This is a genomic window from Inquilinus ginsengisoli, from assembly GCF_050434925.1.
In the GTDB taxonomy this organism is placed as follows: Bacteria; Pseudomonadota; Alphaproteobacteria; order DSM-16000; family Inquilinaceae; genus Inquilinus; species Inquilinus ginsengisoli_B.
On the sequence record NZ_JBNDJK010000001.1, the window covers coordinates 3,540,480 to 3,564,374 of the forward strand.

The window sequence follows — 23,895 nt, forward strand, 5'->3', positions numbered from 1 at the left end:
ACTCAGCTTTTGCCGCGGATCGCGGCGATGTTGGCGGCATAGGCCCCGGGCCCGCCGCGGAAGGCCGCGGTGCCGGCGACCAGCGTGTCGGCGCCGGCGGCGATGACGCGAGGCGCCGTCTCCGGCGTGATGCCGCCATCGACCTCCAGCCGCACGTCGCGACCGCTCTGGTCGATCAGGGCGCGCAGCCGGGCGATCTTGTCGAGCTGGCTCTCGATGAAGCTCTGCCCGCCGAAGCCCGGATTGACCGTCATCACCAGCACCAAGTCGATGTCGCCCAGCAACTCCTCGACCATGGCGACCGGCGTGCCGGGGCTCAGCACCACGCCCGGCGACTTGCCGAGCGAGCGGATCAGCTGGACGGTGCGGTGCGGGTGCGGCCCGGCCTCGGGGTGGAAGCTGATGCGGTCGACTCCCGCCTCGGCGAAGGCCGGGATGTAGGGATCGGCCGGCCCGATCATCAGATGGGTGTCGAAGGGCAAGGCAGAGCAGGGCCGCAGTGCCTTCACCACGCTCGGGCCGAAGGTGATGTTGGGCACGAAATGCCCGTCCATGATGTCGAGGTGGAGCCAGTCGGCCCCCGACTCGGTCATGGCACGGGCCTCCTCGCCCAGGCGGGCGAAGTCGGCGGAGAGGATGGAGGGGGCGATCACGACCGGCTTGACCATGATCGTCCTCATAACAACTGGCCGACCGCGTCACAACCGTGACGAAGCCGCGGGGGCCAAAGGATCGGCCGGAGCGGGGTACCACCCCGGCCATTTTTCGCCCGAAAGGCTTACTTCGCCTTGGCCAGGAACTCGGCGACATTGTCCGGGGTCACCGTGTCGAGGCCGACGGTGGTGATCTCCTGGACCTTCTCGCCCTTCTTCAGCTTCTGCAGCAGCTCCATCGCCAGCGCGCCCATCTCATAGGGCTGCTGGCCGATCAGGCCGTTGGCGTAGCCGTCGCGCAGCAGCTCCAGCTCCGACTTCAGCGTGTCGGCCGAGACCAGCACGACTTCCTTGGAGGCCAGCTTGGCCTTGATCGGCTCGGCGAAGCTGCGGAAGGCGTCCGGCACGAACAGCGGCCAGCCGCCGACCGGCAGCAGCGCGTCGATGTCCGGATGGGCGGTCAGCGTGTCCTGCAGCTGCTGCACCGCCAGGGCGGCGTCGTCGTTGCAGTACAGCGGCGAGCCCTCGACCTGGGTCCAGCCGGCGCCCAGCCCGTCGATCACGCCGCGCACGCGGTCGTTCAGGTTGGCCGCGGCCGGGCCGCCCGAGACCATGGCGTAGGTGCCGCCGCTGGGCTTCAGCTTGGCCGCCATCTCGCCGATCGCCTTGCCCATGGCGTAGTTGTCGGTGCCGACGAAGGCCTGGCGCTTCGATCCCGGCGCGTCGGCGTCGAAGGTGATGGTCGGGATGCCGGCCTCGACCGCCTGGTTGATGACGTTGGTCATGGCGTCGACATCGGCGACCGAGATCGCCAGACCGTCGATGCCCTGGGTGATCAGGTCCTGCACGATCTGCGCCTCGCTGGCCGGCTCATGCTCGACCGGGCCGATATAGACGCATTCGACGCCGAGCTTCTTGGCGGCATCCATGCAGCCGTCGCGCGACAGGTCGAAATAGGGATTGTTCATGGCCTTCGGCACCAGGGCGAAGCGCAGCTTGTCCTGCGCGTTCGCCCCACCGGCCATGGCCATGACGGCACCCAGTGCTACGGCTGCCAAAAGTAGCTTCTTCATAATGGTCCTCCCCTTGTTGAACTCGTTGCCGTCCGGCGGCTCAGGCCGCGCGCTTGGACCGGATGCGGTCCAGCAGCACCGCCAGGATGATGAAAACGCCGACGAAGAAATCCTGCCAGTAGGGCTGCACCCCGCCCAAGATCAGACCGTTGCGGATGACCTCGATCAGCGCCGCGCCGGTGATGGCGCCGAGCGGCCCGCCGATGCCGCCGGTCAGGTTGGCGCCGCCGATCACCGAGGCGGCGATCACCCGCAGCTCGTAGCCGACCGCGGTGTTGGCGGGGGCGGAGCCGAGCCAGGCCAGCAGCAGCACGCCGGTGAAGCCGGCCAGCGCGCTGCAGAACACATAGACCGAGATCTTGACCCGCTCGACCGGCACGCCGGTCAGCGCCGCCGCCTTCTCGTTGCCGCCAATGGCGAAGACGTGCCGGCCCCACTGCATATGGCGCAGCAGGTACCAGATCATCACCGCCAGCACCGCCATGTAGATCAGCGATGGCGGCACGGTGCCGAAGACGGGCTCGTTGCCCAGGGTCCGGAACAGGTCCTTGGCCGGCCCGGCGGTGGGCGAGCCGCGGCCCTGGGTGACGACATAGACCAGGCTGCGGCAGACGCTGAGCATGCCCAGCGTGGTGACGAAGGGCGACAGGCCCAGCCGGGCGATCAACAGGCCGTTGACCAGCCCGACCACGCCGCCGACCGCGACGCCCGCCAGCACGCCGAAGGCCAGCGCCAGGCCCGGCCAGTCGGCGAAGATCGGCCAGTCCGCGCTCCAGCCCATCGCCAGGCTGGTGGCGACGGCGCCGAGCGCCATCACCGAGCCGACCGACAGGTCGATGCCGGCCAGGATGATCACCAGCGTCTGCCCCAAGGCCGCGATGGCGATGTAGGAGAAGTTCTGGGCGACGTTCTGCAGGTTGCGCCCGGTCAGGAACTTGTCCGACGCGATCGCCATGACCACCATCAGGATCACCAGCGCGGCCAGCACATAGGTGATCTGGGACGACATGATCCGGTGCAGCGGCCCCTGCCGCCGGACATTGTCGAAATTCATCGCCGCCGCCGCCATCACGCCGCCTCCAGAGCGCCGGTGATCAGGCCCGTCACCTCTTCGGGCGAGCTGCTGGCGATGCGCTTGTCGGCGACCTTACGGCCGCGGCGCATCACGATCACCCGGTCGCAGACATCGAACACGTCGGGCATGCGGTGGCTGATCAGGATCACGGCGATGCCGCTGTCGCGCAGCCGGCGGATCAGCTCCAGCACCTCATGCACCTGGCGCACGCTGATCGCCGCGGTCGGCTCGTCCATCAGGATCAGCTTGGCGTTGGCCAGGCGAGTGCGGGCGATGGCCACGGCCTGGCGCTGGCCGCCCGACATCAGCCGCACCAAATCGCTGGCGCGGGTCTCGGATTTCAGCTCGGCGAACAGCGCCTGGGCCTTGCGGTTCATGGCGCCGTGGTCGAGGCGGCGCAGCGGCCAGACCCCGGTCTTCAGCTCGCGGCCGAGGAAGACATTGGCGGCGGCGGTCAGGTTGTCGGCCAAGGCGAGGTCCTGGTAGACCACCTCGATCCCGGCCTCGCGGGCATCGACCGGCTTGTGGAAATGCACCGGTTTGCCGTCGAGCAGCACCTCGCCGGAGGTCGGCGGGAAGTTGCCGGCCATGACCTTGACCAGGGTGGACTTGCCGGCTCCGTTGTCGCCCATCAGCCCGACCACCTCGCCCGGATCGAGCGACCAGCTGACTCCGTTCAGGGCGTGGATCGCCCCGAAATGCTTGGTAACGTCACGCAATTCCAGAAGCGCCATCCGCCCCGTTCCTCCCCGGCCCGGTGAACCCGGCCTCGTTCGGGCGGAACTGTGAAAGAGAGCGCGGCGGAGTGCAAATTGTTTTTGTCTGATTATTGTATCAACAGCGGAAGGCTCAGGATCGCCGCTTCAGCCGGGCGATGTGAAAGCCGTCCAGGCCGCCGTGATCCGGCCAGTGCGAGGGCAGGGTGCGGACGTCGCCGGCCGGGGTCAGCAGCTCGGTCGACCCGCCGATCTCCGCCGCCGCCACCGGCACGCGGGCCAGGCGGTCGTCCTCCGTCAGCAGCCGGTCGATCTGCGCCTCGCCTTCCTCGGGCAGCAGCGAGCAGGTGCACCAGATCAGGATGCCGCCGGGCCGCACCAGCTCGACCGCGCGGCGCAGCATCCGCGCCTGGGCCGCGGCCAGCTTGGCCACGTCCTCCGGCCCTTTCAGCCGCGGCACGTCCGGGTGCCGGCGGATGGTGCCGGTGGCGCTGCAGGGCGCGTCCAGCAGCACGCCGTCATAGGGGGCGCCGCCGGTGAAGGTCTCGGCTTCGGCGGTGTGCATCTCGGCGGCCAAGCCGAGCCGGCCGAGATTCTCCGCCACCCGCTTGAGGCGGCGGGTCGAGCGGTCGATCGCGGTCACCGCGGCGCCGGCGGCGGCCAGCTGCGCCGTCTTGCCGCCCGGCGCGGCGCAGAGGTCGAGGATGCGCCGGCCCTCGACCGGGCCGAACAGCCGGGCGGGAATCGCGGCGGCGGCGTCCTGCACCCACCAGGCGCCCTCGGCGAAGCCGGGCAGCTCCGGCACCATGCCGCCGGCCTCGCGCCGCAGCGTCCCGGTCGGCAGCGGCCGGGCGTCGAGCTGCGCGGCCCAGAGATCGGGGTCGGCCTTGACCGAAAAGTCGAGCGCCGCCTCGCGCAGATGCGCCTCGGCGATGGCGGCGGCGGTGTCGGCGCCATAGGAATCGGCCAGGCGCGACCACAGCCAGTCCGGCGTGTTCAGCCGGGGCGCGTCCTGCCCGGCCAGCAGGGCGGGGCCGTCCTCGGCCAGGCGGCGCAGCACGGCGTTGACCAGCCCCTTCATGCCGGCGAATCCGGTCAGGCCGGCCAGTTCGACCGAGGTGTCGACCGCGGCGTGGGACGGCGTCGCCAGGAACAGGCGCTGGGCCAGGCCCAGGCGCAGCACGTCGCGCACGGTGGCGGCGCCGCGGGCCAGCGGCGTCTTCAGCGCGCTGTCGATCAGCGCGTCGATCTGGCCCAGGCGGCGCAGCGTCGTGGTCAGCAGCAAGCGGGTGAAGGCGCGGTCGCGCGGTTCCATGCCCTGCAGGGCGAGATGGGAATCGAGGGCCTCGTCGATCGGGCGCCGCTGCGCCAGAACGGCCCGCAGCAATTCGACGGCGGCCTTGCGCGTGGCCATTCCGGTGTCGGTCATGCGCGGGATGTAGACCATCACGGCCGGGCCGGCCAGTGCCATCGCGCTCTTTCGCGTTCGGCTCCGCCGCGCCATGCTGGGCGCAGCCATGGAGGACATGCCGATGCCGCCCGACAACGCCGCCGCCCGCCGCCTCTATCTCGAGGATCTCGAGATCGGGCAGCGTTTCGGCTCGGGGACCGTCACCGTCACGCCGGAGGCGATCAAGGCCTTCGCCGCCCAGTTCGACCCGCAGCCCTTCCATCTCGATGAGGAGGCGGCGAAGGCGACCTTCTTCGGCGGCCTCGCCGCCAGTGGCTGGCACACCGCGGCGCTGACCATGAAGCTCCTGGTCGGCGGCGAGTTCCTGCCGGCCAACGGACTGATCGGCGGCGGCACCGACGAGATGCGCTGGCCGCGGCCCGTCCGCCCCGGCGACGTGCTGCGGGTGGAGAGCGAGGTGCTGGAGATCCGGCCGTCCCAGTCGCGCCCCGACCGCGGCATGGTCAAGACCCGGATCACCACCCTGAACCAGGCGGATGAGCCGGTGCAGATCATGATCGCAAACATGGTCGTGCCGCGGCGGCCGGCCTGATGGTGAAGGGGAGGGGAAGCATGTCACGTTCAAGGCGCCTGACGGCGATCGGCCTGGTCCTTGCGACGCTGTCGGGAGGCGCCGTGGCGGCGGAGACCGGCTGGACCATCGCCAAACCCCAACCGGACAATCCGTTGCAGACGGCATCCCTGGCCGGCACCGCCCGCGCCGGCGAGCACTCCTCGCCGGCCCAGCTGGTCATCGGCTGCCGCCCCGATGCCGACATGACGGCGCAACTGACGATTCCGGAGACGCTGGGCTTCGACACCGACCCCTTCGAGGGGCCGGACGGCATCGGCGAGCGCCAGAAGCGGCTGACCATCGCCTTCGCCGGCGACCGGTCGGCGCCGCGCCTCGTCTCCGGCTGGTGGAGCGAGAACACGGTGTTCACCTTCAGCTTCGCCCTGTCGAAGCCGGAAGCCGCTCGCTGGCTGGCGCGGCCGGGGCAGACGCTGGCGGCCGAGATCCGCCCGCCCGACGCCGGCAAGCCCGCCTTGGCGCTGACCTTCCGGCTACCGGAGGATGCCGCGAGGCTGAAGCAGGTGGTCGGGCCCTGCGGCGTGCGGTAGCCGCCTCAGCCGGCCAGCCTGGCCACCAGCACCGGCACCTCGCGGATCGAGTCGAGGGTGTGGAAGCCGGGCGGGGCCACCTCCGGCCGGCTCACCGCCTCATGTGCCCAGGTGATGCGGTAGGGGATGTGCACCGCCTGGCCGCCGAGATCGAGCACCGGCAGGATGTCCGAGCGCATCGAGTTGCCGATCATCAGGAAGCGATCCGGCGTGGCGCCGCCGCGCTGCAGGATCCGGCGATAGGTCGCCTCGTCCTTCTCGGCCACGATCTCGACGCTCTCGAACCGCTCGGCGAGGCCGGAGCGGGCGACCTTGCTCTCCTGGTGGAACAGGTCGCCCTTGGTGATCACGATCAGCCGGATGCGGCCCGCCTCGGCCTCCGGCGCCAGCGCGTCCAGCGTCTCGACCACGCCGTCGATCAGCTCGACCGGATGGTCCATCATCGCCTTGCCGAGCTCGAGGATCGTGCGGATCTGGGCGGCGCCGACCCGGCCCTCGGTGATCTCGATAGCGGTCTCGATCATCGACAGGGTGAAGCCCTTCACGCCGTAGCCGAAGGTCTTCAGGTTGCGCGCCTCGGTGTCGAGCAGGGTGCGCTCGAGCGTCTCGGCGTCGACCCAGGGGGAGAGCAGGGCGATCAGCCGGCCATGCGTCTCCTCGAAGATGGATTCGCTGTGCCACAGGGTGTCGTCGGCGTCGAAGGCGACGGTCAGCGGAACGGACATGGGATGGATGACTCTAGCTGCGGCGGGCGGCGAAGCCGGTGATCGACTCGAACAGCGCGTGCAGGGCGAAGCCGAGGAACAGCAGGCCGGAGGCGCGGACGAACCAGATCTCGTGCCGGCGGTAGAAGCCGCGCACCGCCGCGGCGCCGGTGACGCCGACCAGGATGGCATAGGCGCCGACGGCGCCGAGGCAGGCGGCGGCGACCAGCGCCGGCAGCTCGGACCAGGTCAGGCTGGCGGAGTAGCTGGTGAGCAGCGCGGTGAAGGTCGCGACCGCCACCGGATAGCCCTTCGGGTTGCTGACGCCGAACAGCAGGCCGCGCAGCAACGGCCGGCGGACCGAGGTGTCGATCGTCCCGTCGGCGCCGCGGCGCACGGTCACCGCCGACCAGCCGAGCCACAGCAGATAGGCGCCGCAGATCAGCCCGAGCGTGTCGAACACCACCGGGCCGATCGCCTGGGCGCCGATGATCGCGGTCAGCGCCAGCGCCGACCACAGCGCGTCGCCGACCAGATGGCCGCACAGGAAGGTGGCGCCGGCCCGCCGCCCCTGGCCGGCGGAGATGCCGAACAGGGCCAGCACCGCCGGCCCCGGCGAGATGCCGTAGACGAAGCCGGCGAGGCCGGAGGCCAGAAGCAGGGTGCCGTTCACGATTGCTCTCCGAAAAGGCAGGGCTGCGGTCGCAGCCGGCGCCAAAATCGGCCATAAGGGACGCCCGGGGCAAGCCCGGCGGATCGGGCGGAGGACGGGATGGACGAGGCGGAGATCCTGAGGCGCTTCGACGCCGAGCTGCGGCGGGCCCCGGCGCAGGCCGATCCGGCCTATCGCGTGGAGCAGTTGCCCGACGTCACCCGCATCGTCGGCCCCGGGCCGGGGGCGCATGACAACTTCGTGCAGTGGAGCCGGCTCGACGCCGCTTCGGCCGGTGCGGCGATTACCCGGGAGGCCGCCTTCTTCGCGAGCCAGGGCCGGTCGGTTGAATGGAAGCTGTACGGCCACGACACGCCGGCCGATCTCGGCCGGCGCCTGGAGGTCGCCGGCTTCGTGCCGGAGGAGCCGGAGACGCTGGTCGTGCTCGACCTCGACGGCCCGCTGCCGCCGCCGGTCGACCCGGCGGGCGTGACGATAGAACGGGTGGTCGACCCGGTGCGGTTCGGCGCCATCGACGACCTGATGGCAGCGGTCTACGGCACCGACGACGACTGGCGGTCGGAGGTGCTGGGCGCCGAGCTCGCGGCGGCGCCGGACCGGCTGTCGGTCTATCTCGCCACGGCCGACGGCCATTGCGTCTCGGCCGGCTGGATCCGGTTCCATCCCGGCACCGGCTTCGCCGATCTGTGGGGCGGGGCCACCCGGCCGCATTGGCGCGGCCGCGGCATCTACCGCGCTTTGGTGGCCAAGCGCGCCGCCGAGGCGAAGGAGCGGGGCTTCCGCTTCCTCACCGTCGACGCCTCGTCCGAAAGCCGGCCGATCCTTCAACGGCTCGGCTTCCGGGCGCTGACGACGACGACGCCTTACGTGCGGGAGGCGTGAGCGGCCTGCCGTCTGAAAACTCGCCCCAATATCAGAACGGCTCCAGCCCTCGGCCCAGAATGCCGACGAAGCGTCGCACGGCGGCTTGGTCGGTATGGTGCTTCAAGTGTGGAAACCCGGCCCAGGCGAAGCAGTCGCGCAGATACTCGACGAAGGGGAGGGCGTGGCTTTCCTGCCGGAACAGCGGGTCGGCGCCCGAGAAAGGCAATTCGATCGCGTAAGGCGGGCCGCCACTGACATTCATCTTGTGAAGCCGGTCGGGCGCCAGATCCAGCAGGTAAGGACCGATCAGATCCGGGTGGAACACGTCCTTCTGTTCCTCCCACACCTCGAAGCAAAGCGATTCGATGGCGCAGCAGGATTCGATCGACAGGGCATCCGTATCGATGCGTGCCAAAGGCAGATCGGCGACGACGGGGCCTGCGCCCTGGTCGCAATCCCATACCCAGTTCACGCCCCCGACCACGCGCCAGAACGCGTCCAGGGATGGCGGCAGCCATGCGCCCGTCATCTGCTCGATCGCCGCAATCCGCGCCGCGTCAGCGGGCTCCGGCAGCGTTCGCATGGGGCCGAGAGACTGCCATCCCGCCCGCTGCAGTCTTTCGGATATCAGCGCGACGTTGTGGGCCGCGCGCACCATGGTTTCGCCCGCCAGCGCGGCGACTTCCGCACGCAAATCTCCGGCAATAGCCGGGAAGGTGCGGGCCTCCCGCCACGTGCCCAGATGATCCCCGGCCCGATAGCGCGCCACGAGGTCGCCGATGGCACGCGTAACCGGTATGGGTGGGAGCGGACGTCTGGCGCCGGCGGCCTCCAGCGCGGGCAGAGCACTGCCCGGATCGGCGTGGCGCAGCGCCATGCGGGCCGGGGCGCCGAGCCTCTCGTCCAGGCATAGCCCGGCACAGAGTGCCGCCCAACGGGGATCCTGCTCGAACCAGGACGGCGCCTTGCTCTCGGTCCAGCGGGGGGAGCCGTTCGCCAGCACCATCGATGGCGCGAACAGCGACAGCACCTCCTGGCCGATCGTCACCGTGGTGATGTCCTGCTCCGCGAACAGCGGCGCAAACCGGTCGAAAGCGGCGAAAGGATTGCGGCGGAAGACGGCGCGTATGCCGAGGTGGACGGAAATGGGTTCCCGGTCCTCGATCAGCCACTCCAGCGCGTCATAGGAGGCTGGATCGTCCATAGCCAGAAGCGCATGGCCTGCGCTCACCCGCACCGGCATCAGCGCGCAATCCTGCCAAAGCTGCGCCAACAGCGGGATTGCTGGCGTGTAGCGCGCCTCGCCGAGCGTTCGCACGGCCTCTTCCCAGGGGCGATACGCGGCGCGTGCGCGTTGCATAGCCTCGAGAGAGACTTGGTCAAGCGCCCGCCTCTCCCCTTCCGTCAGCAGCTCCCAGTCAGCAATGGAGCAACTCACACGCTTGGGAAAATCCGGCGCGAAGAGCAGGGAGGCCCGCAGTTCCCTCAGGAAATCTTCGGCCTCCTGGCTCATCCCGGGCCCTTCTGGCGGTGAGGCACGGCCCCGTTGCCTGGATGGAACGGGCCGTGCCCTTGACTATCATCGCCTAGCTTGGTCGGGCAGCCCAGGAGCGGTCAAGAGTCGGGTATCACCCTCGTCCGATGAACGGCATGTTGGTCGCCATGACCGTGACGAACTGAACATTCGCGTCGAGCGGCAGGGACGCCATCATCAGCACGGTGCTGGCGACATGGGCCGCGTCCATCAGCGGCTCCGGCTTGATCGAGCCGTCGGCCTGGGGCACGCCCTTGGCCATCTTCGAGGCCATGTCGGTGGCGGCATTGCCGATGTCGACCTGGCCGCAGGCGATGCCGTATTTCCGACCGTCCAGCGAGGTCGACCGGGTCAGGCCGGTGATGGCGTGCTTGGTCGCGGTGTAGGGGGCGGAGTTCGGCCGCGGCACATGGGCCGAGATCGAGCCGTTGTTGATGATCCGGCCGCCCTGCGGGTCCTGGTCCTTCATGATCCGGAACGCCTCCTGCGTGCACAGGAACGGCCCGGTCAGGTTGGTGTCGACCACCGCCTTCCACTGCTCGAAGCTCAGGTCCTCCAGCGGCACGCCGGGGGCGCTGACGCCGGCATTGTTGAACAGCACGTCCAGTCGTCCGAAGCGGGCCTTGGCGGCGTCGAACAGGGCTCGGACGCTCTTGGGATCGGTGACGTCGGTCGGCACCGCCACGGCCTGGTCCGCGGCGACGCCCGACAGCTGGATCGTCTCCGCCAGCGCATCCTGCCGGCGGCCGGCCAGCACCACCGTGTAGCCCTCCTTGAGGAAGGCCAGGGTCACCGCGCGGCCGACGCCCGACCCGGCCCCCGTCACCAGCGCCACCTTGCTCGTCATCTGCGTCTCTCCCGTATCGATCGCCGGGGTCGGCCCCGTGTCCAAACGGACCCTAGCGGTTATGTCCGACGTAGTCAGCCGGAATGCTGCTGGCGATGGCCGCTGACCTCGGTGCCGGCGTCGCGGCGCAGCGGCAGGCAGTCGATCAGCGACAGCAGCGCCACCACGCCGAGCAGGGCGAAGGCGATCTGATATTCGGCGACGATGGAGCCGCCGGCCAGTCCCGACGCCTCGGCCGCCCGCAGCGCGATCGCGCCCAGCGCCACGCCCAGCCCGACCGAGATCTGCTGGATCACGCTGAACAGGGTGTTGGCGGCGCTCATCTCCGGCCTGGGGACGTCGACGAAGGCGAGGGTGTTCAGGCTGGTGAACTGCATCGACCGGGCGGCGCCGCTGACCACCAGCAGCGCTGCGGTCAGGGCCACCGGTGTCGACGGCGTCAGCAGGGCGCAGGCGAACAGCGTCGCCGCCAGCACCGCGCCGTTCGCCAGCAGGGCGGTGCGGAAGCCGAAGCTGCGCAGCACCCAGGTGGTCATCGGCTTCATGCCGAGATTGCCGGCGAACAGCGCCAGCACCAGCAGGCCGGAGCTGACCGGGTCCAGCCCGAAGCCGAGCTGGAACATCAGCGGCAGCAGGAAGGGCACGGCGCTGACCACGGCTCGGAACAGCGACCCGCCGCGGACGGTGACCCGGAAGGTGTGGATCGCCAGCGCGGCCAGCCCGACCAGCGGGTGCGGATGGCGCCGGGCATGGCGCACCGCCCAGGCGCCCAGCAGCAGGCTGGCGGCCAGCAGCAGCCCGACCATCGCCCAGGGGATCTGTTCGTGCCCGATCAGGTCCAGCCCCAGCATCAGCGCCAGGCAGGCGACGCCGGACAGGATGAAGCCGAGCCCGTCGAAGGGTCGGCGATCCTCGCTGCGGTCGTTCGGGATCAGCCGCAGCGCCAGGACCAGGGCGATGGCGCCGAGCGGCAGGTTGAGCAGGAAGATCCAGCGCCAGGAGGCGATGCTGGTGATCAGCCCGCCGACCGGCGGCCCCAGCACCGGTGCCGCCAGCGCCGGCCAGGTAATGTACGCGATCGCCCGCATCAGATCCTGCTTGGCGGTGTTGCGCAGCACCACCAGCCGGCCGACCGGCACCATCATGGCGCCGCCGATGCCTTGCAGGATGCGTGCGGCGGTGAAGCTCCACAGGCTGTCGCTGGCGGCGCACAGGGCCGAGGCCAGGGTGAAGACGACGATCGCGGCGGCGAAGACCGAGCGGGCGCCGAACCGGTCGGCGACCCAGCCGCTGGCAGGGATGAACACGGCCAGCGTCAGCAGATAGGCCGTCAGGCCGACATTCAGATCCACCGCCCGGACGCCGAAGGACGCCGCCATGTCCGGCAGCGCCGTGACGATCACGGTGGCGTCCAGGTTCTCCATGAAGAAGGCGCCGGCGACCAGCAGCGCGATCAGCACGGGTTGGCGCGGGGACGTGATCATGGGCCGGCCGGATGGTAAGGGGAGGGGCCGGCCCGCCTGGCGGGCGACCTGACTCCCGATAGCACGGCCCCGTCACGCCAACGCATGCGCAGACGGCATGGTTGGGCTCAGCCCGCGGCGGCCTGCAGCTCTTCCGCCTCGTCGGCGACCGAGGCCAGCACGCTCCTCACCACGAAGATCTGGCCCAGCTTGCGGGCCACGGCCTCCCATTCCGGGCAGGCGTCGCGGCGGATGGCGATGGTCACGCCCATCTCGTCGCCATGGCGTTCGGCCGAGACGCGCTCGGGCACGATGTCGCGCAGGCAGAAATGCTCGAGCAGGCGGGGCAGCAGGTTGACGTCGGCCAGGCCGGCTATGTGGAAAACAACCTGCGCGTCGTCGCGAGGGGTGGTCATCGTCTTCTCCCGGGGAATGCGAACAGCAACGGCGAAGACCCCGGGGGAGCCGGCGTGGCCGACCCGGGGCCTAGTGGCTAATTCGCAGGGAGCGCGTGGTGACCATGCCCCATGGTTAACCGCTCGGGATCGTGTTGGCAACCGCCGAGATCTTGACCCGCCGCGGGCGCCGCGCAAGCCTGCGCTGCATTCGGCAGGAGGAAGGCATGGTGGATCCGGCTTCGGGGCCGCTCGCGGGTCGGAAGGCGCTGGTGACGGGGGCCGGCCGCGGCATCGGCGAGGCGCTGGCCCTCGGCTTGGCCGCGGCCGGCGCCGACATTGCCCTGGCCGGCCGCGATCGCGCGGCGCTGGACCGGGTGGCCGAGGCGGTGCGGGAGCGGGGCCGCCAGGCCGTGCCGATGGTGCTCGACGTCGCCGACACACGCGGCATCGACCGCGCCTTCGCCGTCGCCGCGGCGGCGCTGGGCGGGCTCGACATCCTGGTCAACAACGCCGGGGTGGAGGAGGTGCGGCCGTCGCTGGCGGTCGACGAGGCGCTGTGGGACCGGATCGTCGACACCAACCTGAAGGGCGCCTTCTTCTGCGCCCGCGCCGCAGCGCTGCTGATGAAGCCGCGCGGCGGCGGCGCCATCCTCAACCTGTGCTCGCTGACCTCGGAGGTCGGGGTGCCCGGCGCCGTGCCCTACGGCGCCTCGAAGACCGGCCTGGTCGGCATGACCCGGGCTCTGGCGACGGAATGGGCGAAGGACGGCATCCGGGTCAACGGCATCGGCCCCGGCTATTTCCGCACCGCCCTGACCGAGGTGTTCTACCGCGACGAGGCCTGGCAGCAGCGCATGCTGTCCGCCATCCCGGCCGGCCGCTTCGGCCGGATGGAGGATTTGGTCGGCCCCGCCGTGTTCCTGTGCTCCGACGCCGCCGCCTATGTCACCGGGCAGGTGCTGTACGTCGACGGCGGGTATCTGGCGTCGATTTGAGTTCAGGAGGAGCTTGTGGCCGGACCCACGCTGGAAATCCTGTTGTGGCAGCCCTTTTCAGCGGACCGAGTTCAACTGTTGCGTGATCTCGTCGCGGCAGTGACCTGCTCGCTCGACGAGGATCCCCTGCAGGTCGTCACCACCCGGCCGCTCGGCGGCTCATTCGATGGCAACTTTGATGGCTACCCTTCACTTCCCTTCCTCGTCGAGCCCGAAAACCTCGACGGTGGACGCGACGACCTAGCCGACATCGAGGCGGCGTTCGGTTGTGTCCCCTTAGCCGCCGTCGGCGTCTGCGCCATGACGAAAGGAAGCGACGCTCATCGGGTTCTTGCTGAACTGGCGCTTGCAATCGCCGAACGACTAGATGGTGTCATCGACTTCAACGGACTGCTGCTTCCGAATGAAGGCTGGCATGAGCATCCCTCATGGGAGGAGATCAAGCTGGTTGCCCGCCCGATACCTCATCGGACTGCCCGGCAAGGTCATCGCGATCCCCTATGAGCTTGGGAACGGACGAGTCTGGGGCAGGCATGTCGGGGACACCACGTTCCTGCGGGCCTGGCTCGGCCACCCCGATTTCCACATGATCAAGTGAACTCCGCCGTCACCTCGATCTCGCCAATAATGGCGGTGTTGAAGGCGGGCAGGTCCTCGGCCGGGATCCAGTATTCGAGATGGCTGCGGCCGCCGGCCTCCTGGACCTGGTAGCGGTCGAGGAAATCGCGCCGCACCCGGAAGCGGGTGACATAACCCGAGCCGCTGGCCGGCACGTTCCAGTCGCGCGCGATCTTGATGGCGTAATCCTCCGACGGCACCGGATAGAAGATCGGCTGCTCCGGCAGGCGGGGCGGGAAGGTGCGCATGCCGGCCTCGCGGATGAGCCGCAGCTCTTCCGGCCCGACCGGGCGCCACAGCGTGACGGTCTCGGCCATGCTCACCCCCGCTTCAGCAGCCGGTCCCGCACCTCCGACACCGCGCGGGCGTGGCCGTCGAAGCCTTCGTAGGTGGCAAGCGTCCGCGCCTGTTCGGCCAGGGCGGGATAGCCCGCGGCGCTGACATAGCCGATCGAGGTCCGCTTCAGGAAGTCGAACACCGAGAGCGGCGAGGCGGTGCGGGCGTGGCCGCCGGTCGGCAGCACCGCGTTCGGGCCCAGCACGAAATTGCCGATCGTCACCGGCGTGTAGGGCCCCAGCAGGATCTCGCCGGCATGGTCGATCCGCGCCGCATCGGCGAAGGGATCGCGCGACAGGATCTGCAGATGCTCCGGCGCGTAGTCATTGACGAAGCCGATCGCCGCATCCCAGTCCGGCGCCAGCACGATGCCGCCGCGCGGCCCGGTCAGCACGGTGCGGGAGAAGCCGGCGCGGCCTGTGCTCATCTCCGCCCAATGCCCTGGCAGCGCCGCCGCCGCCTGCTCCGCCACCCGGCGGCTGTCGGTGACCAGCCAGGCCGAGCTGTCAGGCCCGTGCTCGGATTCGATGATCAGGTCCAGCGCCGCCAGCGCGCCGTCGACGCTGTCATCGGCCAGGATGATGGATTCGCTCGGCCCCGCCGGGGTGCCGGTGTCGATCGCATCGGCCAGCAGGCGCTTGGCGGCGACGACATAGGGGCTGCCGGGGCCGACGATCTTGTCGCATTTCGGGATCGTCGCGGTGCCGTAAGCGACCGCCGCCACGCCCTGGGCGCCGCCGGCGGCGAAGACCTGGGTGACGCCAACCCGCTTCGCCACCGCCAGCGTCGCGGCGTCGACCTGCCCGTCCGGGCCGGGCGGGGTGATGATCACGACATTCGGCACCTTCGCCGCCAGCGCCGGGATCGTGGTCATCATCGCCACCGACGGGAAGGCGCCCTTGCCGCGCGGCACGTAGCACGCGACCGACGGGATCGCCCGGATGCGGTCGCCGGCGAAGACGCCGGGGCGCACCTCCTTCCACCACATCTCCTCCGGCAGTTGCGCCTCGTGGAAGCGGCGGATGCTGTCGGCGGCGAAGTCGATCGCGGCCATCACCTCGGGCTCCAGCAGGCCCGGCGCGGCCTCCAGCGCGTCCTGGCCGACGCGCAGGCCGTCGGCCGCGACCGGCGCCTTATCGAAGTCGCGGGTGAAGCGGGCCACGGCCTCGTCGCCCTCGGCCTTGACCGCCGCCACGATCGGCCGGACGGCGTCGAGGAAGGGGCCGAGATCGGCCTCGGTCCGGGCCAGCAGGGCATGGCGCTCGGCCGCGGACAGCGTCGACAGGTCGTGGATTTGGATGGCGTCGCTCATGGCCTTGGTCCCGCGATGGCGAAAATACGTCTGACTTTATACGGAGCGTCGATTGACTCTGCGAGCCGCCACTTTATGAATTGTCGCTCCGCAAAAACAGCGCGGCGGCCAACGGCCGTGCCTTCAGCAGGGGAATGGCTATGGGACATCATGGCGGGACGCGCGGCCTGGTTCTGACGGCCGCGATCATGGCGGGTCTGGCCTGGGCCGGCCCGGCGGCGGCGCAGGCGGTGCCGGCGAAGCCGGAGGCCGGCGGCTTCAAGATGGGCATCGAGCCCTGGCTGGGCTACGGCCTGTGGCATGTCGCGGCCGAGAAGAAGCTGTTCGAGGCCCAGGGCCTGTCGGATGTCGAGATCGTCAATTTCACCCAGGACAAGGACGTCAACGCCGCCCTGGCCAGCGGCCAGCTGGACGGCGCCAACATCGCCACCCACACCGCGCTGGTGATGGCGGCGGCCGGGCTGCCGATCAAGATCGTCGCCGTGCTCGATGTCAGCATGACCGCCGACGCCATCCTGGCCGGGGCGGACATCAAGAGCATCGCCGACCTCAAGGGCAAGGAAGTCGCCTATGAGGAGGGCACCACCAGCCACATCCTGCTGAACTACGCGCTGGCGGCCAACGGGCTGACGCTGGCCGATGTCAAATCGGTGCCGATGCCGGCCTCGGACGCCGGCGCGGCGCTGATCGCCAAGCGCGTGCCGGTGGCGGTGACCTACGAGCCCTATCTGACCCTGGCGCGGGCGCAGGACCCGGCGGTCAGGCTGCTCTACACCGCGGCCGAGGATCCGGGGCTGGTCTCCGACGTCTTCGTGGTGCGCGAGGAGGTGCTGAAGGAGAAGCCGGGTCAGATCGCGGCGCTGCTGCGGGCCTGGCAGGCCGCCCATGACGACTACGCCAAGGACATGGCCGGCGGCCGCGCCATCATCGCCAAGGCGGTGGGCGCGTCGCCGGAGGAGCTGTCGACCGCCTTCGACGGCGTCACCTTCTATACCCTGCCGGACAACAGGACCCAACTGACCGGCGCCTTCGCCCAGCATGTCATTCTCGACGTCAAGAAGGCGGCCGAGGCCGCGGGGCTGCTGCAGGGCGATGTCGACGCCGCCGGGCTGATCGATCCGCGCTTCATCGCCGTCGTCGCCCCGTGACCGCATGACCGCCGGCCGGCCGCGCCTCTTCCGCCTCGACACCAGGCTGACGCCGGCGCGCTTCGCCGGCATCGCCGCGCTGGTGTTCCTCGGCCTGTTGCTGCTGTGGGCGGCGGTGACGTTGACGGGGCTGGTGCGGCCGCTGTTCCTGCCCTCGCCGGTGCAGGTGGCGGCCCGGCTGTGGGCGCTGGCGCAGTCCGGCCAGCTGTGGGACGACGCGGCGATCAGCATCTACCGCATCCTGGTCGGCTTCCTGCTGGCCACCGTGGTCGCGGTGCCGATCGGGGTGTTGATCGGCCGCTACCATGTGTGGGAGGCGCTGATCGAGCCGGTGGTGGATTTCGTCCGCTACATGCCGGTGGTTGCCTTCGTGCCGCTGACCATCCTGTGGACTGGCACCGGCGACCTGCAGAAGTTCCTGATCATCTGGATCGGCACCTTCTTCCAGCAGGTCCTGCTGATCATGGACAACGTCAAGCGCGTGCCCTGGGACTTCATCGATGTCGGCCGCACGCTGGAGATGAAGCCGCGCCGGATCCTGATGTCGATCGTGGTCCCGGCGGCGCTGCCCGGGATCTGGGATTCGATGCGGATCAGCCTGGGCTGGGCCTGGACCTGGCTGGTGCTGGCCGAGCTGGTCGCCGCCACCTCCGGCCTCGGCTACCGCATCAACACGGCGCAGCGGTTCTTCCAGACCGACACGATCATCGGCTACATCCTGGTGCTGGGCGTGCTCGGCCTGGTCACCGACCAGGGCATGAAGGCCCTGGCGCAGCGCCTGTTCCCCTATGAGCGCGCACGGCGATGACGGCGAAGCTCCAGATCCAGTCCGTCTCGAAGAGCTTCGTCCAACGGCAGGATCGGCAGAAGCAGGATCGGCTGCAGGTGCTGCAGGGCATCGACCTGACGCTGGGCGAGAACGAGTTCGTGTCGCTGGTCGGCGCCTCGGGCTGCGGCAAGTCCACCCTGCTGTCGATCGTCGCCGGGCTGCAGGAGTTCGACCAGGGCTCGGTGCTGGTCGACGGCCGGCCGATCACCGGGCCGGGACGCGACCGCGGCGTGGTGTTCCAGGGCTACACGCTGATGCCCTGGCTGACGGCGCTGGGCAATGTCGAATTCGCCCTGCGCGGCCTCGGCCTGCCGGCGGCACAGGTGAAGCAGACGGCGCGCGAGCATCTGGCGCTGGTCGGGCTGGCCCGCTTCGCCGATGCCTGGCCCAGCCAGTTGTCGGGCGGCATGAAGCAGCGCGTGGCCATCGCCCGGGCGCTGTGCTACCGGCCCAAGATCCTGCTGATGGACGAGCCCTTCGGCGCGCTCGACGCCCTGACCCGGCAGCAGATGCAGGAGCTGCTGACCGATATCTGGGAGGCGCACCGCCTGGCGGTGCTGTTCGTGACCCACGATGTCGACGAGGCGGTCTATCTCTCCGACCGGGTGGCGGTGATGTCCAGCCGGCCGGGCCGGATCAAGGAGATCGTGCCGATCAAGCTGCCGCGCCCGCGGGCGCCGGAGATCGCGGAGACCGACGAATTCATCCGCCTGCGCCACCGCATCCTGGGCTCGATCCGCGAAGAGGTGCGGCGGATGGCGGAGGCGGACGGGTAGGGGCTCAATGTACGGTGATGCCGGTGTCGATGGTCCGCACCGGCGCGATGCCGGCCTCGGCGCCGACGCGCATGTTGGCGCTGGCCCGCTCGAGCATCGGCAATACGCCCTCGGCCTCGACGGCGGCGGCGATCATCTGCCCGGTCAGGAAGGCCAGGGCGCCGATCAGCGCGCCGCTGACCGCGTGTGGGTCGCCGCCGGCCTCGGCGGCATAATCCTCGGATCGCTCGCCGATCAGCGCGAGGAGATCGTTGTGGATCTGCTGGGTCAGGGGGCCGATCGTGTCCATCTGCATCCTCCGCGGCGGCGCTCCGGGGCAGGGGCCGTTCTGTGTTGGTATGGGCATCAATAGCGGCCGGACAGCGCCGGTTCCGGCCGTGCAGAGGCATTCCCGCCGGGAACCATGGGAATCCTGGAGATGTTGCCGCTTCGTTCGGACGACCGCGGGCGCTATGCTAGGACGAATCCTGTCGCGCCGGTTGGCGAGCCCGACGCGCGGGCGCTAAAGGCCTAGGGCCGCGGGGGAGGGCCATGTTCAGTCACATCACGGTGGGCACCAACGACATCGATCGGGCCAAGCAGTTCTACGACAAGGTGCTGGCGGCGATCGGCCTGCGCTGCCAGCTCGACGACCGGGTCGCCGGCTGGCTGTGCTACGTGCCGGAGGGTGACAGCGGCCCGGAATTCCTGATCTGCCGCCCGATCGACGGCGGCAAGGCGACCTTCGGCAACGGCGTCACCATCGGCTTCAACGTGCGCGACCGGGCCCAGGTCGACATCTTCCACAGGGCGGCGCTGGCCGCGGGCGGGGTGGACGAGGGTGCGCCCGGCACCCGGCCGCACTACCATCCCAGCTATTATGGCGCCTATGTGCGCGATCCGGACGGCAACAAGCTGTGCTGCGTCTGCCACCGCTCGGACGCGCCGGGGCTGTTTCCGTAGAGCGGGATGAATTGAGGTCAGGGCCTGACAGAATATCGAGCGCTTCGCGTTGCCTCTCCCGCGTGGCGGGAGAGGTCGGGCCGCGCAGCGAGACCGGGTGAGGGCTGGCCCGGGCCTCGACAAAGGACCCTCACCCGGAGCCGCTTCGCGTCTCCGGCCTCTCCCGCCACGCGGGAGAGGCAAAACTCACCGCCTTGGCGCGATCATCTCACTCTAGTCGGGAGCCGGTCAGGCCGGCTGCTCGGTGATCGAATCGACGCGGTTGGGGTAGAAGGCGACGTGGTCCTTGATTTCGGCGACGGCGTCGTAGGGCGCCTCGTAGGTCCAGACCGCGTTCGCCGTCCGCTCGCCGCCCGCCGGGATGCTGTAATAGGCGGCGTCGCCCTTGTAAGGGCAATGGCTGGCGTGGTCGGTGCGCTGCAGCGCCGCCATGTCCACGTCCTGGCGGGGGATGTACTGCACCGGCGGGTAGCTCGCCTCGCGCAGCGTCAGCGCGTTGCGGCTGTCGGCGACGACCTTGCCGGCCACCGTGACCACCACTCGCGCCGGGTTCGGCGTGACCGTGATCGGGTGGTCGGGCCCGGGGATCTTCCTCGGCTTCTCGCTCATGGCGCTCGGCCCTGCTGTGTGCTGGACCTTCGATGTGGGGTCCGGGCCGCTTCAGGGGAAGAGTTAAAATTTGCCGTGGCGCAGATAGGCTTCCTGCGGCGACACGCCGTCGAGGATCGCCTTGCGAACCAGGTTCTCCTGCCGCATCACATCCTCGACCTTCGCCACCGTCTCCTCGGCCAGGGCCGCGGGGATGACGACGATGCCGTCGATATCGGCCACCACCCAGTCGCCGGTGGCGATCCGCACCTGGCCGATGGTGATCGGCTCGCCATAGGCCTCCGGCATCCAGGCGGCGACGATATCGCGCGGGGTGCGAAAGCGGGCGAAGACCGGGAAGCCCAGCTTGCGGATGAAGCCGTTGTCGCGCGACCCGCCATCGACGATGTAGCCGCGCACGCCGCGCGACTGCAGCGCCTCGGCCGACAGTTCGCCCATCAGCGCCCGCACATCGTCCTGCGGCTGGCAGATCGCGACATGGTCCTTCGGCACCACGGTCAGCAGCTCGGTCCAGGCCAGCAGGCTTTGATGCGCGTCGACGGTGTCGTCCGGCCGGCCGCGGATGGTGAAGATACGGCCGCAGACGCTGGTGTCCGGGTCGACTGCCAGGATGGTGCGCGGCAGCACGCAATTGGCGTGACCGAGGTCGCGCAGCACGTCATAGACGGCGCCGGAATAGCAGGCCTCCAGCCGGGCGGTCAGGTCGGTCATGTGCGGTCCTCCCGAAGACTCTGCGATCTTTGCCGCAACCCACTCTATCTGTCATTGCCGGGCTTGACCCGGCAATCCAGGGGCCACGAAGAGCCGCTTTGGCCGCCCCTGGATCCTCGGGTCAAGCCCGAGGATGACAGTGGAGGGGAGCGGTCACGCCGCGACCGGCGGCAGCCAGCCCTGGGCTTCGCGCCAGTCCTTCGGCAGGCCGGCGAAGCGGTCGAGGCGCATCGACGACAGGTCGGCGAAGCTGCAGGCGCCGTCGACGATCAGGTCGCGGATGGCGTGGCCGCTGGCCGGCGACAGGCCGAAGCCGACGCTCGACATGGTGGCGACGATGGCGTTGTCGAAGCCGGGCATCCAGTCGATCACCGCGCGCCCGTCCGGCGTGTTCTCGATCACGCCCGACCAGCTGCGGATCATCCGCACATGGGCGGCCTTCGGGAACAGCTCCATCAGCCGCCGGCCGATGTTGCGCAGCAGCGGGCTGGACGGCTTCGGCGGCGTCGCCAGCCCGACCGGCGGCAGCCATTCATGCGGGCCGCCGCCATAGACCAGGTTGCCGCGCAGCGTCTGCCGGCCGTACAGGCCGTTGCCGTCGACCCCGCTCATCGGCATCGCCGGCAGCGGCTCGGTGACGATCATCTCGGCCCGGCCGGAGGCGACGGGCAGGTCGACGCCCAGCAGCTCGGCCAGCAGGCCGGTCTGCGGCCCGGCCGCGATCACGACATGGTCGCAGCCGAAATCGCCGCGGTCGGTGCGGACGCCCGTCACCTTGCCGCCTTCGGTGTCGAAGCCGGTCACGGTGCAATGCTGCAGGATGCGGCCGCCATGGTCCTGCAGCGCCCAGGCATAGGCCTGGCTGGTGCGCTGCGGGTTGGCGTGGCCGCCGTATTTCAGCAGGTAGCCGCGCTCCACCGTGTCGCCGGCCAGCGGCGCCAGCTCGCGGATCTGCTTGCCGTCCAGGGTGTCGTAGTGGAAGCCCTGCTTCTCGCCCATCCGCACCCAGCCGAGCATGAACTCGACGTCGGATTCATGCAGCACGATCTTCAGGCGGCGCGGCTGGTGCTCCGTCGGATAGCCCAGCAGCTCGTCCATCTGCGGCCACAGCCGCTGCTCCTCCGGGAACAGCGGGCTCTGCGGGTGGGTGCAGCCGCCGCCGTTGCGGCCCGACGCCTCCCAGCCGACGATGCCCTTCTCCAGCACCAGCACGTCGACGCCGCCGCGCGCCAGCCACCACGCGGTGCTCAAGCCCGTGACGCCGCCGCCGATGATGACGACCGAGGCGCCGTTCTTCGTCTCTGCCATGATCCGCCCTCCGCCTCAGCCCTGCTTCGTCGTGCCGGCGGGGATGTCCCACCAGGGCACCCACTGGCTCTCGATGCCGAACCAGGAATCCCATTCCTGCCGCACCACCGCGGCCTCGTCCTGCGGCCACAGCACCTTCAGCGGCAGCGGCCGCACCGGCGGGCGGTAGCTGGCCAGCGGCACCTGGCCGACATCGATGCGCGAGGACAGGGCCAGCAGCATCGCCACCTGCTCGCGGCAGCGGCGGCCTTGGCACAGGCCCATGCCGGCGCGGGTCAGGCGCTTGACCTGGTCCTGGTTGACCGGGCCGTCCTCCAGGAGGGTGGTCAGCGACCGCGTGCCCATCTTGTTCGACTTGCGCTCGAGATAGCGCGGCGGGCTGACATCCAGCAACTCGCCGCGGCTGACCTCCTCGCACTGGCAGACCATGACGTCGAGGCCGCCGGTGTTGAGCAGCGCCTTCAGCCAGGTCATCCGATGGTCGCCCTGGCCCTGGACCGGCTGCGCCAGCCCGGCCCGCGCCGCCGCCACGTCGCCCTCGGCCGCCTGGCCCAGCGACGCAGCCGCGGCGATCGCCGCCACCCGGCCCTCCTGCCGCGCCACCGCGGCGTCGACCGACTTGGCGGCATGGATGCCGGCGCAGTCGCCGACGGCGAAGGCGAAGGGCAGTGCGGTGCGGCCGTCCGCCTCGATTACCGGCACGTGGCCGCCGCGATCGAGGTCATGCACCAGCTTCGCGTCCAGCGCGGCCAGCAGCTCGATGTTCGGCACCGTGCCGATGCCCAGCGCGATGGTGTCGCAGGCGATGTCGCGCTCCGTGCCCGGCACCGGCGACAGGCCGCCATCGACCCGCACCAGCGTCGCGGTGGTGACGCCCTCGACATTGCCCGAAGCCGCCTTGATCACATGGCCGGTCAGCACCGGCACGCCACGCGCCTGCACCGCCTCGACCAGCGCGGCAGGACCGACCGGCTGGTCCGCCACCTCGACCAGCCCGGCCACCTCCAGGCCGCGGCCCAGCGCCGTCAGCGCCAGGTCCAGCGCCTCGGCGCCGGTGCCCAGGATCAGCAGGCGCCGGCCGGCGAAGGCGTCATAGCCGGCGATCAGCCGGTGCGCCGCGGTCACGCCCATCACCCCGGGCAGGTCCCAGCCCGGGAAGGACATGCCCAGGTCGCGCCGGCCGGCCGCCACCACCACCCGGTCGAAGCCGACCAGCCAGGACCGGTCGGTGTCGGCCAGGCCGGCCACGGGGCCTGGCATCCACTGCACCCCGGGGGCGTTGGCGAACAGGCCCCAGACCGTGGTCTGCAGCAGCACCTCGACGCCCTTGTCGAACAGCTCCACCAGCTCCGGCTGGGCTTCGAGGAACGTCTCCAGCAGCCGGCCGGGCGTGTTCACCGCGGCGGTGGCGCGGCCGCCGAAATGCAGCGGCACATCCATGCCGATCAGGGCGCCGTCGACCGGGTTCTCGTCGACCAGCAGCACCTCCAGCCCGCGCTCCGCCGCCTCGGCCGCGGCGGCGATGCCGGCCGGGCCGGCGCCGATGACGAGAAGCTGGACATGGCGTTCGACCTCCGGGGTCTTCCCGGCGACCGATTTCGGGTCGATCGGTGGATGGGTCATGGCGGGCTTGGTCTCCGACGCGGCGTCCGGCTCCCTCTTGCCTTGCCCGGTTCGGGCATACAGGGTGGGGTCGGCATCTGGCTGGTGACGCAAGGCTACAGCCGGCACCGATCGAG

The 23,895-nt window shown here is 70.2% G+C and carries 28 protein-coding genes; 10 read left to right on the top strand and 18 right to left on the bottom strand.

The genetic code is table 11. The features are described from left to right. Positions 1 to 2 precede the first annotated feature (2 nt). The 5 genes from rpe to QFZ27_RS16855 all read right to left on the bottom strand — a co-directional run bounded on the left by rpe (position 3) and on the right by QFZ27_RS16855 (position 4,988). Complete coding sequence (gene rpe / locus QFZ27_RS16835) at positions 3 to 668, bottom strand: ribulose-phosphate 3-epimerase (RefSeq protein WP_429227529.1); 666 nt, start codon at positions 666 to 668, stop codon at positions 3 to 5. A gap of 110 nt (positions 669 to 778) precedes the next feature. After that, positions 779 to 1,726 carry a sugar-binding protein gene (locus tag QFZ27_RS16840; protein WP_429227530.1) on the bottom strand — a complete coding sequence of 316 codons (948 nt, stop codon included), beginning with the start codon at positions 1,724 to 1,726 and terminating at the stop codon, positions 779 to 781. 40 nt (positions 1,727 to 1,766) lie between these two features. Then, positions 1,767 to 2,795: an ABC transporter permease gene (locus QFZ27_RS16845; RefSeq protein ID WP_429227531.1), complete on the bottom strand. Its 1,029-nt coding sequence runs from the start codon at positions 2,793 to 2,795 to the stop codon at positions 1,767 to 1,769. Next, entirely contained in the window at positions 2,795 to 3,535 is a 741-nt protein-coding gene (locus tag QFZ27_RS16850; protein WP_429227532.1) for an ATP-binding cassette domain-containing protein, read from the bottom strand. The genes QFZ27_RS16845 and QFZ27_RS16850 overlap by 1 nt, the downstream gene beginning before the upstream one ends. A gap of 115 nt (positions 3,536 to 3,650) precedes the next feature. Beyond that, a complete protein-coding gene (locus QFZ27_RS16855; protein WP_429227533.1) occupies positions 3,651 to 4,988 on the bottom strand; it encodes an RsmB/NOP family class I SAM-dependent RNA methyltransferase in 1,338 nt (445 codons plus the stop codon). 61 nt (positions 4,989 to 5,049) lie between these two features. Here QFZ27_RS16855 and QFZ27_RS16860 point away from each other — a divergent pair, with 61 nt between their 5' ends. Further along, positions 5,050 to 5,520 carry a MaoC family dehydratase gene (locus tag QFZ27_RS16860; RefSeq protein WP_429227534.1) on the top strand — a complete coding sequence of 157 codons (471 nt, stop codon included), beginning with the start codon at positions 5,050 to 5,052 and terminating at the stop codon, positions 5,518 to 5,520. A 20-nt stretch (positions 5,521 to 5,540) separates the two neighbouring features. Next, entirely contained in the window at positions 5,541 to 6,089 is a 549-nt protein-coding gene (locus QFZ27_RS16865; RefSeq protein WP_429227535.1) for a hypothetical protein, read from the top strand. Positions 6,090 to 6,094: 5 nt separating this feature from the next. Here the strand turns inward: QFZ27_RS16865 and QFZ27_RS16870 are convergent, their stop codons facing one another. Beyond that, complete coding sequence (locus tag QFZ27_RS16870; protein ID WP_429227536.1) at positions 6,095 to 6,814, bottom strand: HAD family hydrolase; 720 nt, start codon at positions 6,812 to 6,814, stop codon at positions 6,095 to 6,097. Between the two features lie 13 nt (positions 6,815 to 6,827). Continuing rightward, a complete protein-coding gene (locus QFZ27_RS16875) occupies positions 6,828 to 7,466 on the bottom strand; it encodes a LysE family translocator (protein WP_429227537.1) in 639 nt (212 codons plus the stop codon). Between the two features lie 99 nt (positions 7,467 to 7,565). Between QFZ27_RS16875 and QFZ27_RS16880 the strand changes: the two genes are divergently transcribed. Beyond that, positions 7,566 to 8,348, top strand: coding sequence for a GNAT family N-acetyltransferase (locus QFZ27_RS16880; protein ID WP_429227538.1), 783 nt, complete (start codon positions 7,566 to 7,568; stop codon positions 8,346 to 8,348). Positions 8,349 to 8,379: 31 nt separating this feature from the next. Here QFZ27_RS16880 and QFZ27_RS16885 read toward each other — a convergent pair whose 3' ends face one another. The 4 genes from QFZ27_RS16885 to QFZ27_RS16900 all read right to left on the bottom strand — a co-directional run bounded on the left by QFZ27_RS16885 (position 8,380) and on the right by QFZ27_RS16900 (position 12,590). Continuing rightward, positions 8,380 to 9,843 (bottom strand): hypothetical protein, encoded by a 1,464-nt coding sequence (locus tag QFZ27_RS16885; RefSeq protein ID WP_429227539.1) that lies wholly within the window; start codon positions 9,841 to 9,843, stop codon positions 8,380 to 8,382. A 115-nt stretch (positions 9,844 to 9,958) separates the two neighbouring features. After that, a complete protein-coding gene (locus QFZ27_RS16890; RefSeq protein ID WP_429227540.1) occupies positions 9,959 to 10,711 on the bottom strand; it encodes an SDR family oxidoreductase in 753 nt (250 codons plus the stop codon). A gap of 74 nt (positions 10,712 to 10,785) precedes the next feature. Further along, positions 10,786 to 12,195, bottom strand: a complete 1,410-nt coding sequence (locus QFZ27_RS16895; protein ID WP_429227541.1) for an MFS transporter — start codon at positions 12,193 to 12,195, stop codon at positions 10,786 to 10,788. A 107-nt stretch (positions 12,196 to 12,302) separates the two neighbouring features. Further along, positions 12,303 to 12,590 carry a hypothetical protein gene (locus QFZ27_RS16900; RefSeq protein ID WP_429227542.1) on the bottom strand — a complete coding sequence of 96 codons (288 nt, stop codon included), beginning with the start codon at positions 12,588 to 12,590 and terminating at the stop codon, positions 12,303 to 12,305. 206 nt (positions 12,591 to 12,796) lie between these two features. On the opposite strand from QFZ27_RS16900, the gene QFZ27_RS16905 reads away from it, so the two are divergent. The 3 genes from QFZ27_RS16905 to QFZ27_RS16915 are packed head-to-tail and all read left to right on the top strand — an operon-like array spanning position 12,797 to position 14,165. Continuing rightward, on the top strand, positions 12,797 to 13,567 hold the full coding sequence (locus QFZ27_RS16905) for an SDR family NAD(P)-dependent oxidoreductase (protein WP_429227543.1): 771 nt from the start codon (positions 12,797 to 12,799) through the stop codon (positions 13,565 to 13,567). Between the two features lie 15 nt (positions 13,568 to 13,582). Continuing rightward, positions 13,583 to 14,071, top strand: a complete 489-nt coding sequence (locus tag QFZ27_RS16910; RefSeq protein WP_429227544.1) for a DUF6368 family protein — start codon at positions 13,583 to 13,585, stop codon at positions 14,069 to 14,071. After that, positions 13,983 to 14,165, top strand: a complete 183-nt coding sequence (locus QFZ27_RS16915) for a DUF6368 family protein (RefSeq protein ID WP_429227545.1) — start codon at positions 13,983 to 13,985, stop codon at positions 14,163 to 14,165. The genes QFZ27_RS16910 and QFZ27_RS16915 overlap by 89 nt, the downstream gene beginning before the upstream one ends. On the opposite strand, the gene QFZ27_RS16920 is transcribed toward QFZ27_RS16915, so the two are convergent. After that, the gene (locus QFZ27_RS16920; RefSeq protein ID WP_429227546.1) at positions 14,158 to 14,502 is read right to left on the bottom strand and encodes a hypothetical protein; all 345 of its coding nucleotides are present in this window, start codon (positions 14,500 to 14,502) and stop codon (positions 14,158 to 14,160) included. The genes QFZ27_RS16915 and QFZ27_RS16920 overlap by 8 nt on opposite strands. Positions 14,503 to 14,504: 2 nt before the next feature. Further along, the gene (gene hisD / locus QFZ27_RS16925; RefSeq protein ID WP_429227547.1) at positions 14,505 to 15,833 is read right to left on the bottom strand and encodes a histidinol dehydrogenase; all 1,329 of its coding nucleotides are present in this window, start codon (positions 15,831 to 15,833) and stop codon (positions 14,505 to 14,507) included. Positions 15,834 to 15,973: 140 nt separating this feature from the next. Here hisD and QFZ27_RS16930 point away from each other — a divergent pair, with 140 nt between their 5' ends. From QFZ27_RS16930 to QFZ27_RS16940, 3 genes are read left to right on the top strand one after another with little or no spacing between them, the layout of a single operon-like run. Further along, a complete protein-coding gene (locus tag QFZ27_RS16930) occupies positions 15,974 to 16,981 on the top strand; it encodes an ABC transporter substrate-binding protein (RefSeq protein ID WP_429227548.1) in 1,008 nt (335 codons plus the stop codon). A gap of 4 nt (positions 16,982 to 16,985) precedes the next feature. Next, positions 16,986 to 17,789 (top strand): ABC transporter permease, encoded by an 804-nt coding sequence (locus QFZ27_RS16935; protein ID WP_429227549.1) that lies wholly within the window; start codon positions 16,986 to 16,988, stop codon positions 17,787 to 17,789. Beyond that, entirely contained in the window at positions 17,786 to 18,586 is an 801-nt protein-coding gene (locus tag QFZ27_RS16940) for an ABC transporter ATP-binding protein (RefSeq protein WP_429227550.1), read from the top strand. The genes QFZ27_RS16935 and QFZ27_RS16940 overlap by 4 nt, the downstream gene beginning before the upstream one ends. Before the next feature lie 4 nt (positions 18,587 to 18,590). Here QFZ27_RS16940 and QFZ27_RS16945 read toward each other — a convergent pair whose 3' ends face one another. Beyond that, entirely contained in the window at positions 18,591 to 18,875 is a 285-nt protein-coding gene (locus QFZ27_RS16945; RefSeq protein ID WP_429227551.1) for a hypothetical protein, read from the bottom strand. A gap of 242 nt (positions 18,876 to 19,117) precedes the next feature. Between QFZ27_RS16945 and QFZ27_RS16950 the strand changes: the two genes are divergently transcribed. Further along, positions 19,118 to 19,528, top strand: a complete 411-nt coding sequence (locus tag QFZ27_RS16950; RefSeq protein WP_429227552.1) for a VOC family protein — start codon at positions 19,118 to 19,120, stop codon at positions 19,526 to 19,528. A 228-nt stretch (positions 19,529 to 19,756) separates the two neighbouring features. Here the strand turns inward: QFZ27_RS16950 and QFZ27_RS16955 are convergent, their stop codons facing one another. The 4 genes from QFZ27_RS16955 to QFZ27_RS16970 all read right to left on the bottom strand — a co-directional run bounded on the left by QFZ27_RS16955 (position 19,757) and on the right by QFZ27_RS16970 (position 23,779). After that, on the bottom strand, positions 19,757 to 20,137 hold the full coding sequence (locus tag QFZ27_RS16955; RefSeq protein WP_429227553.1) for a DUF427 domain-containing protein: 381 nt from the start codon (positions 20,135 to 20,137) through the stop codon (positions 19,757 to 19,759). Between the two features lie 63 nt (positions 20,138 to 20,200). Beyond that, positions 20,201 to 20,848, bottom strand: coding sequence for an RraA family protein (locus QFZ27_RS16960; RefSeq protein ID WP_429227554.1), 648 nt, complete (start codon positions 20,846 to 20,848; stop codon positions 20,201 to 20,203). A gap of 153 nt (positions 20,849 to 21,001) precedes the next feature. Continuing rightward, a complete protein-coding gene (locus QFZ27_RS16965) occupies positions 21,002 to 22,156 on the bottom strand; it encodes an NAD(P)/FAD-dependent oxidoreductase (RefSeq protein WP_429227555.1) in 1,155 nt (384 codons plus the stop codon). A gap of 15 nt (positions 22,157 to 22,171) precedes the next feature. Then, the gene (locus tag QFZ27_RS16970; RefSeq protein ID WP_429227556.1) at positions 22,172 to 23,779 is read right to left on the bottom strand and encodes an FAD-dependent oxidoreductase; all 1,608 of its coding nucleotides are present in this window, start codon (positions 23,777 to 23,779) and stop codon (positions 22,172 to 22,174) included. Positions 23,780 to 23,895: the final 116 nt, after the last annotated feature.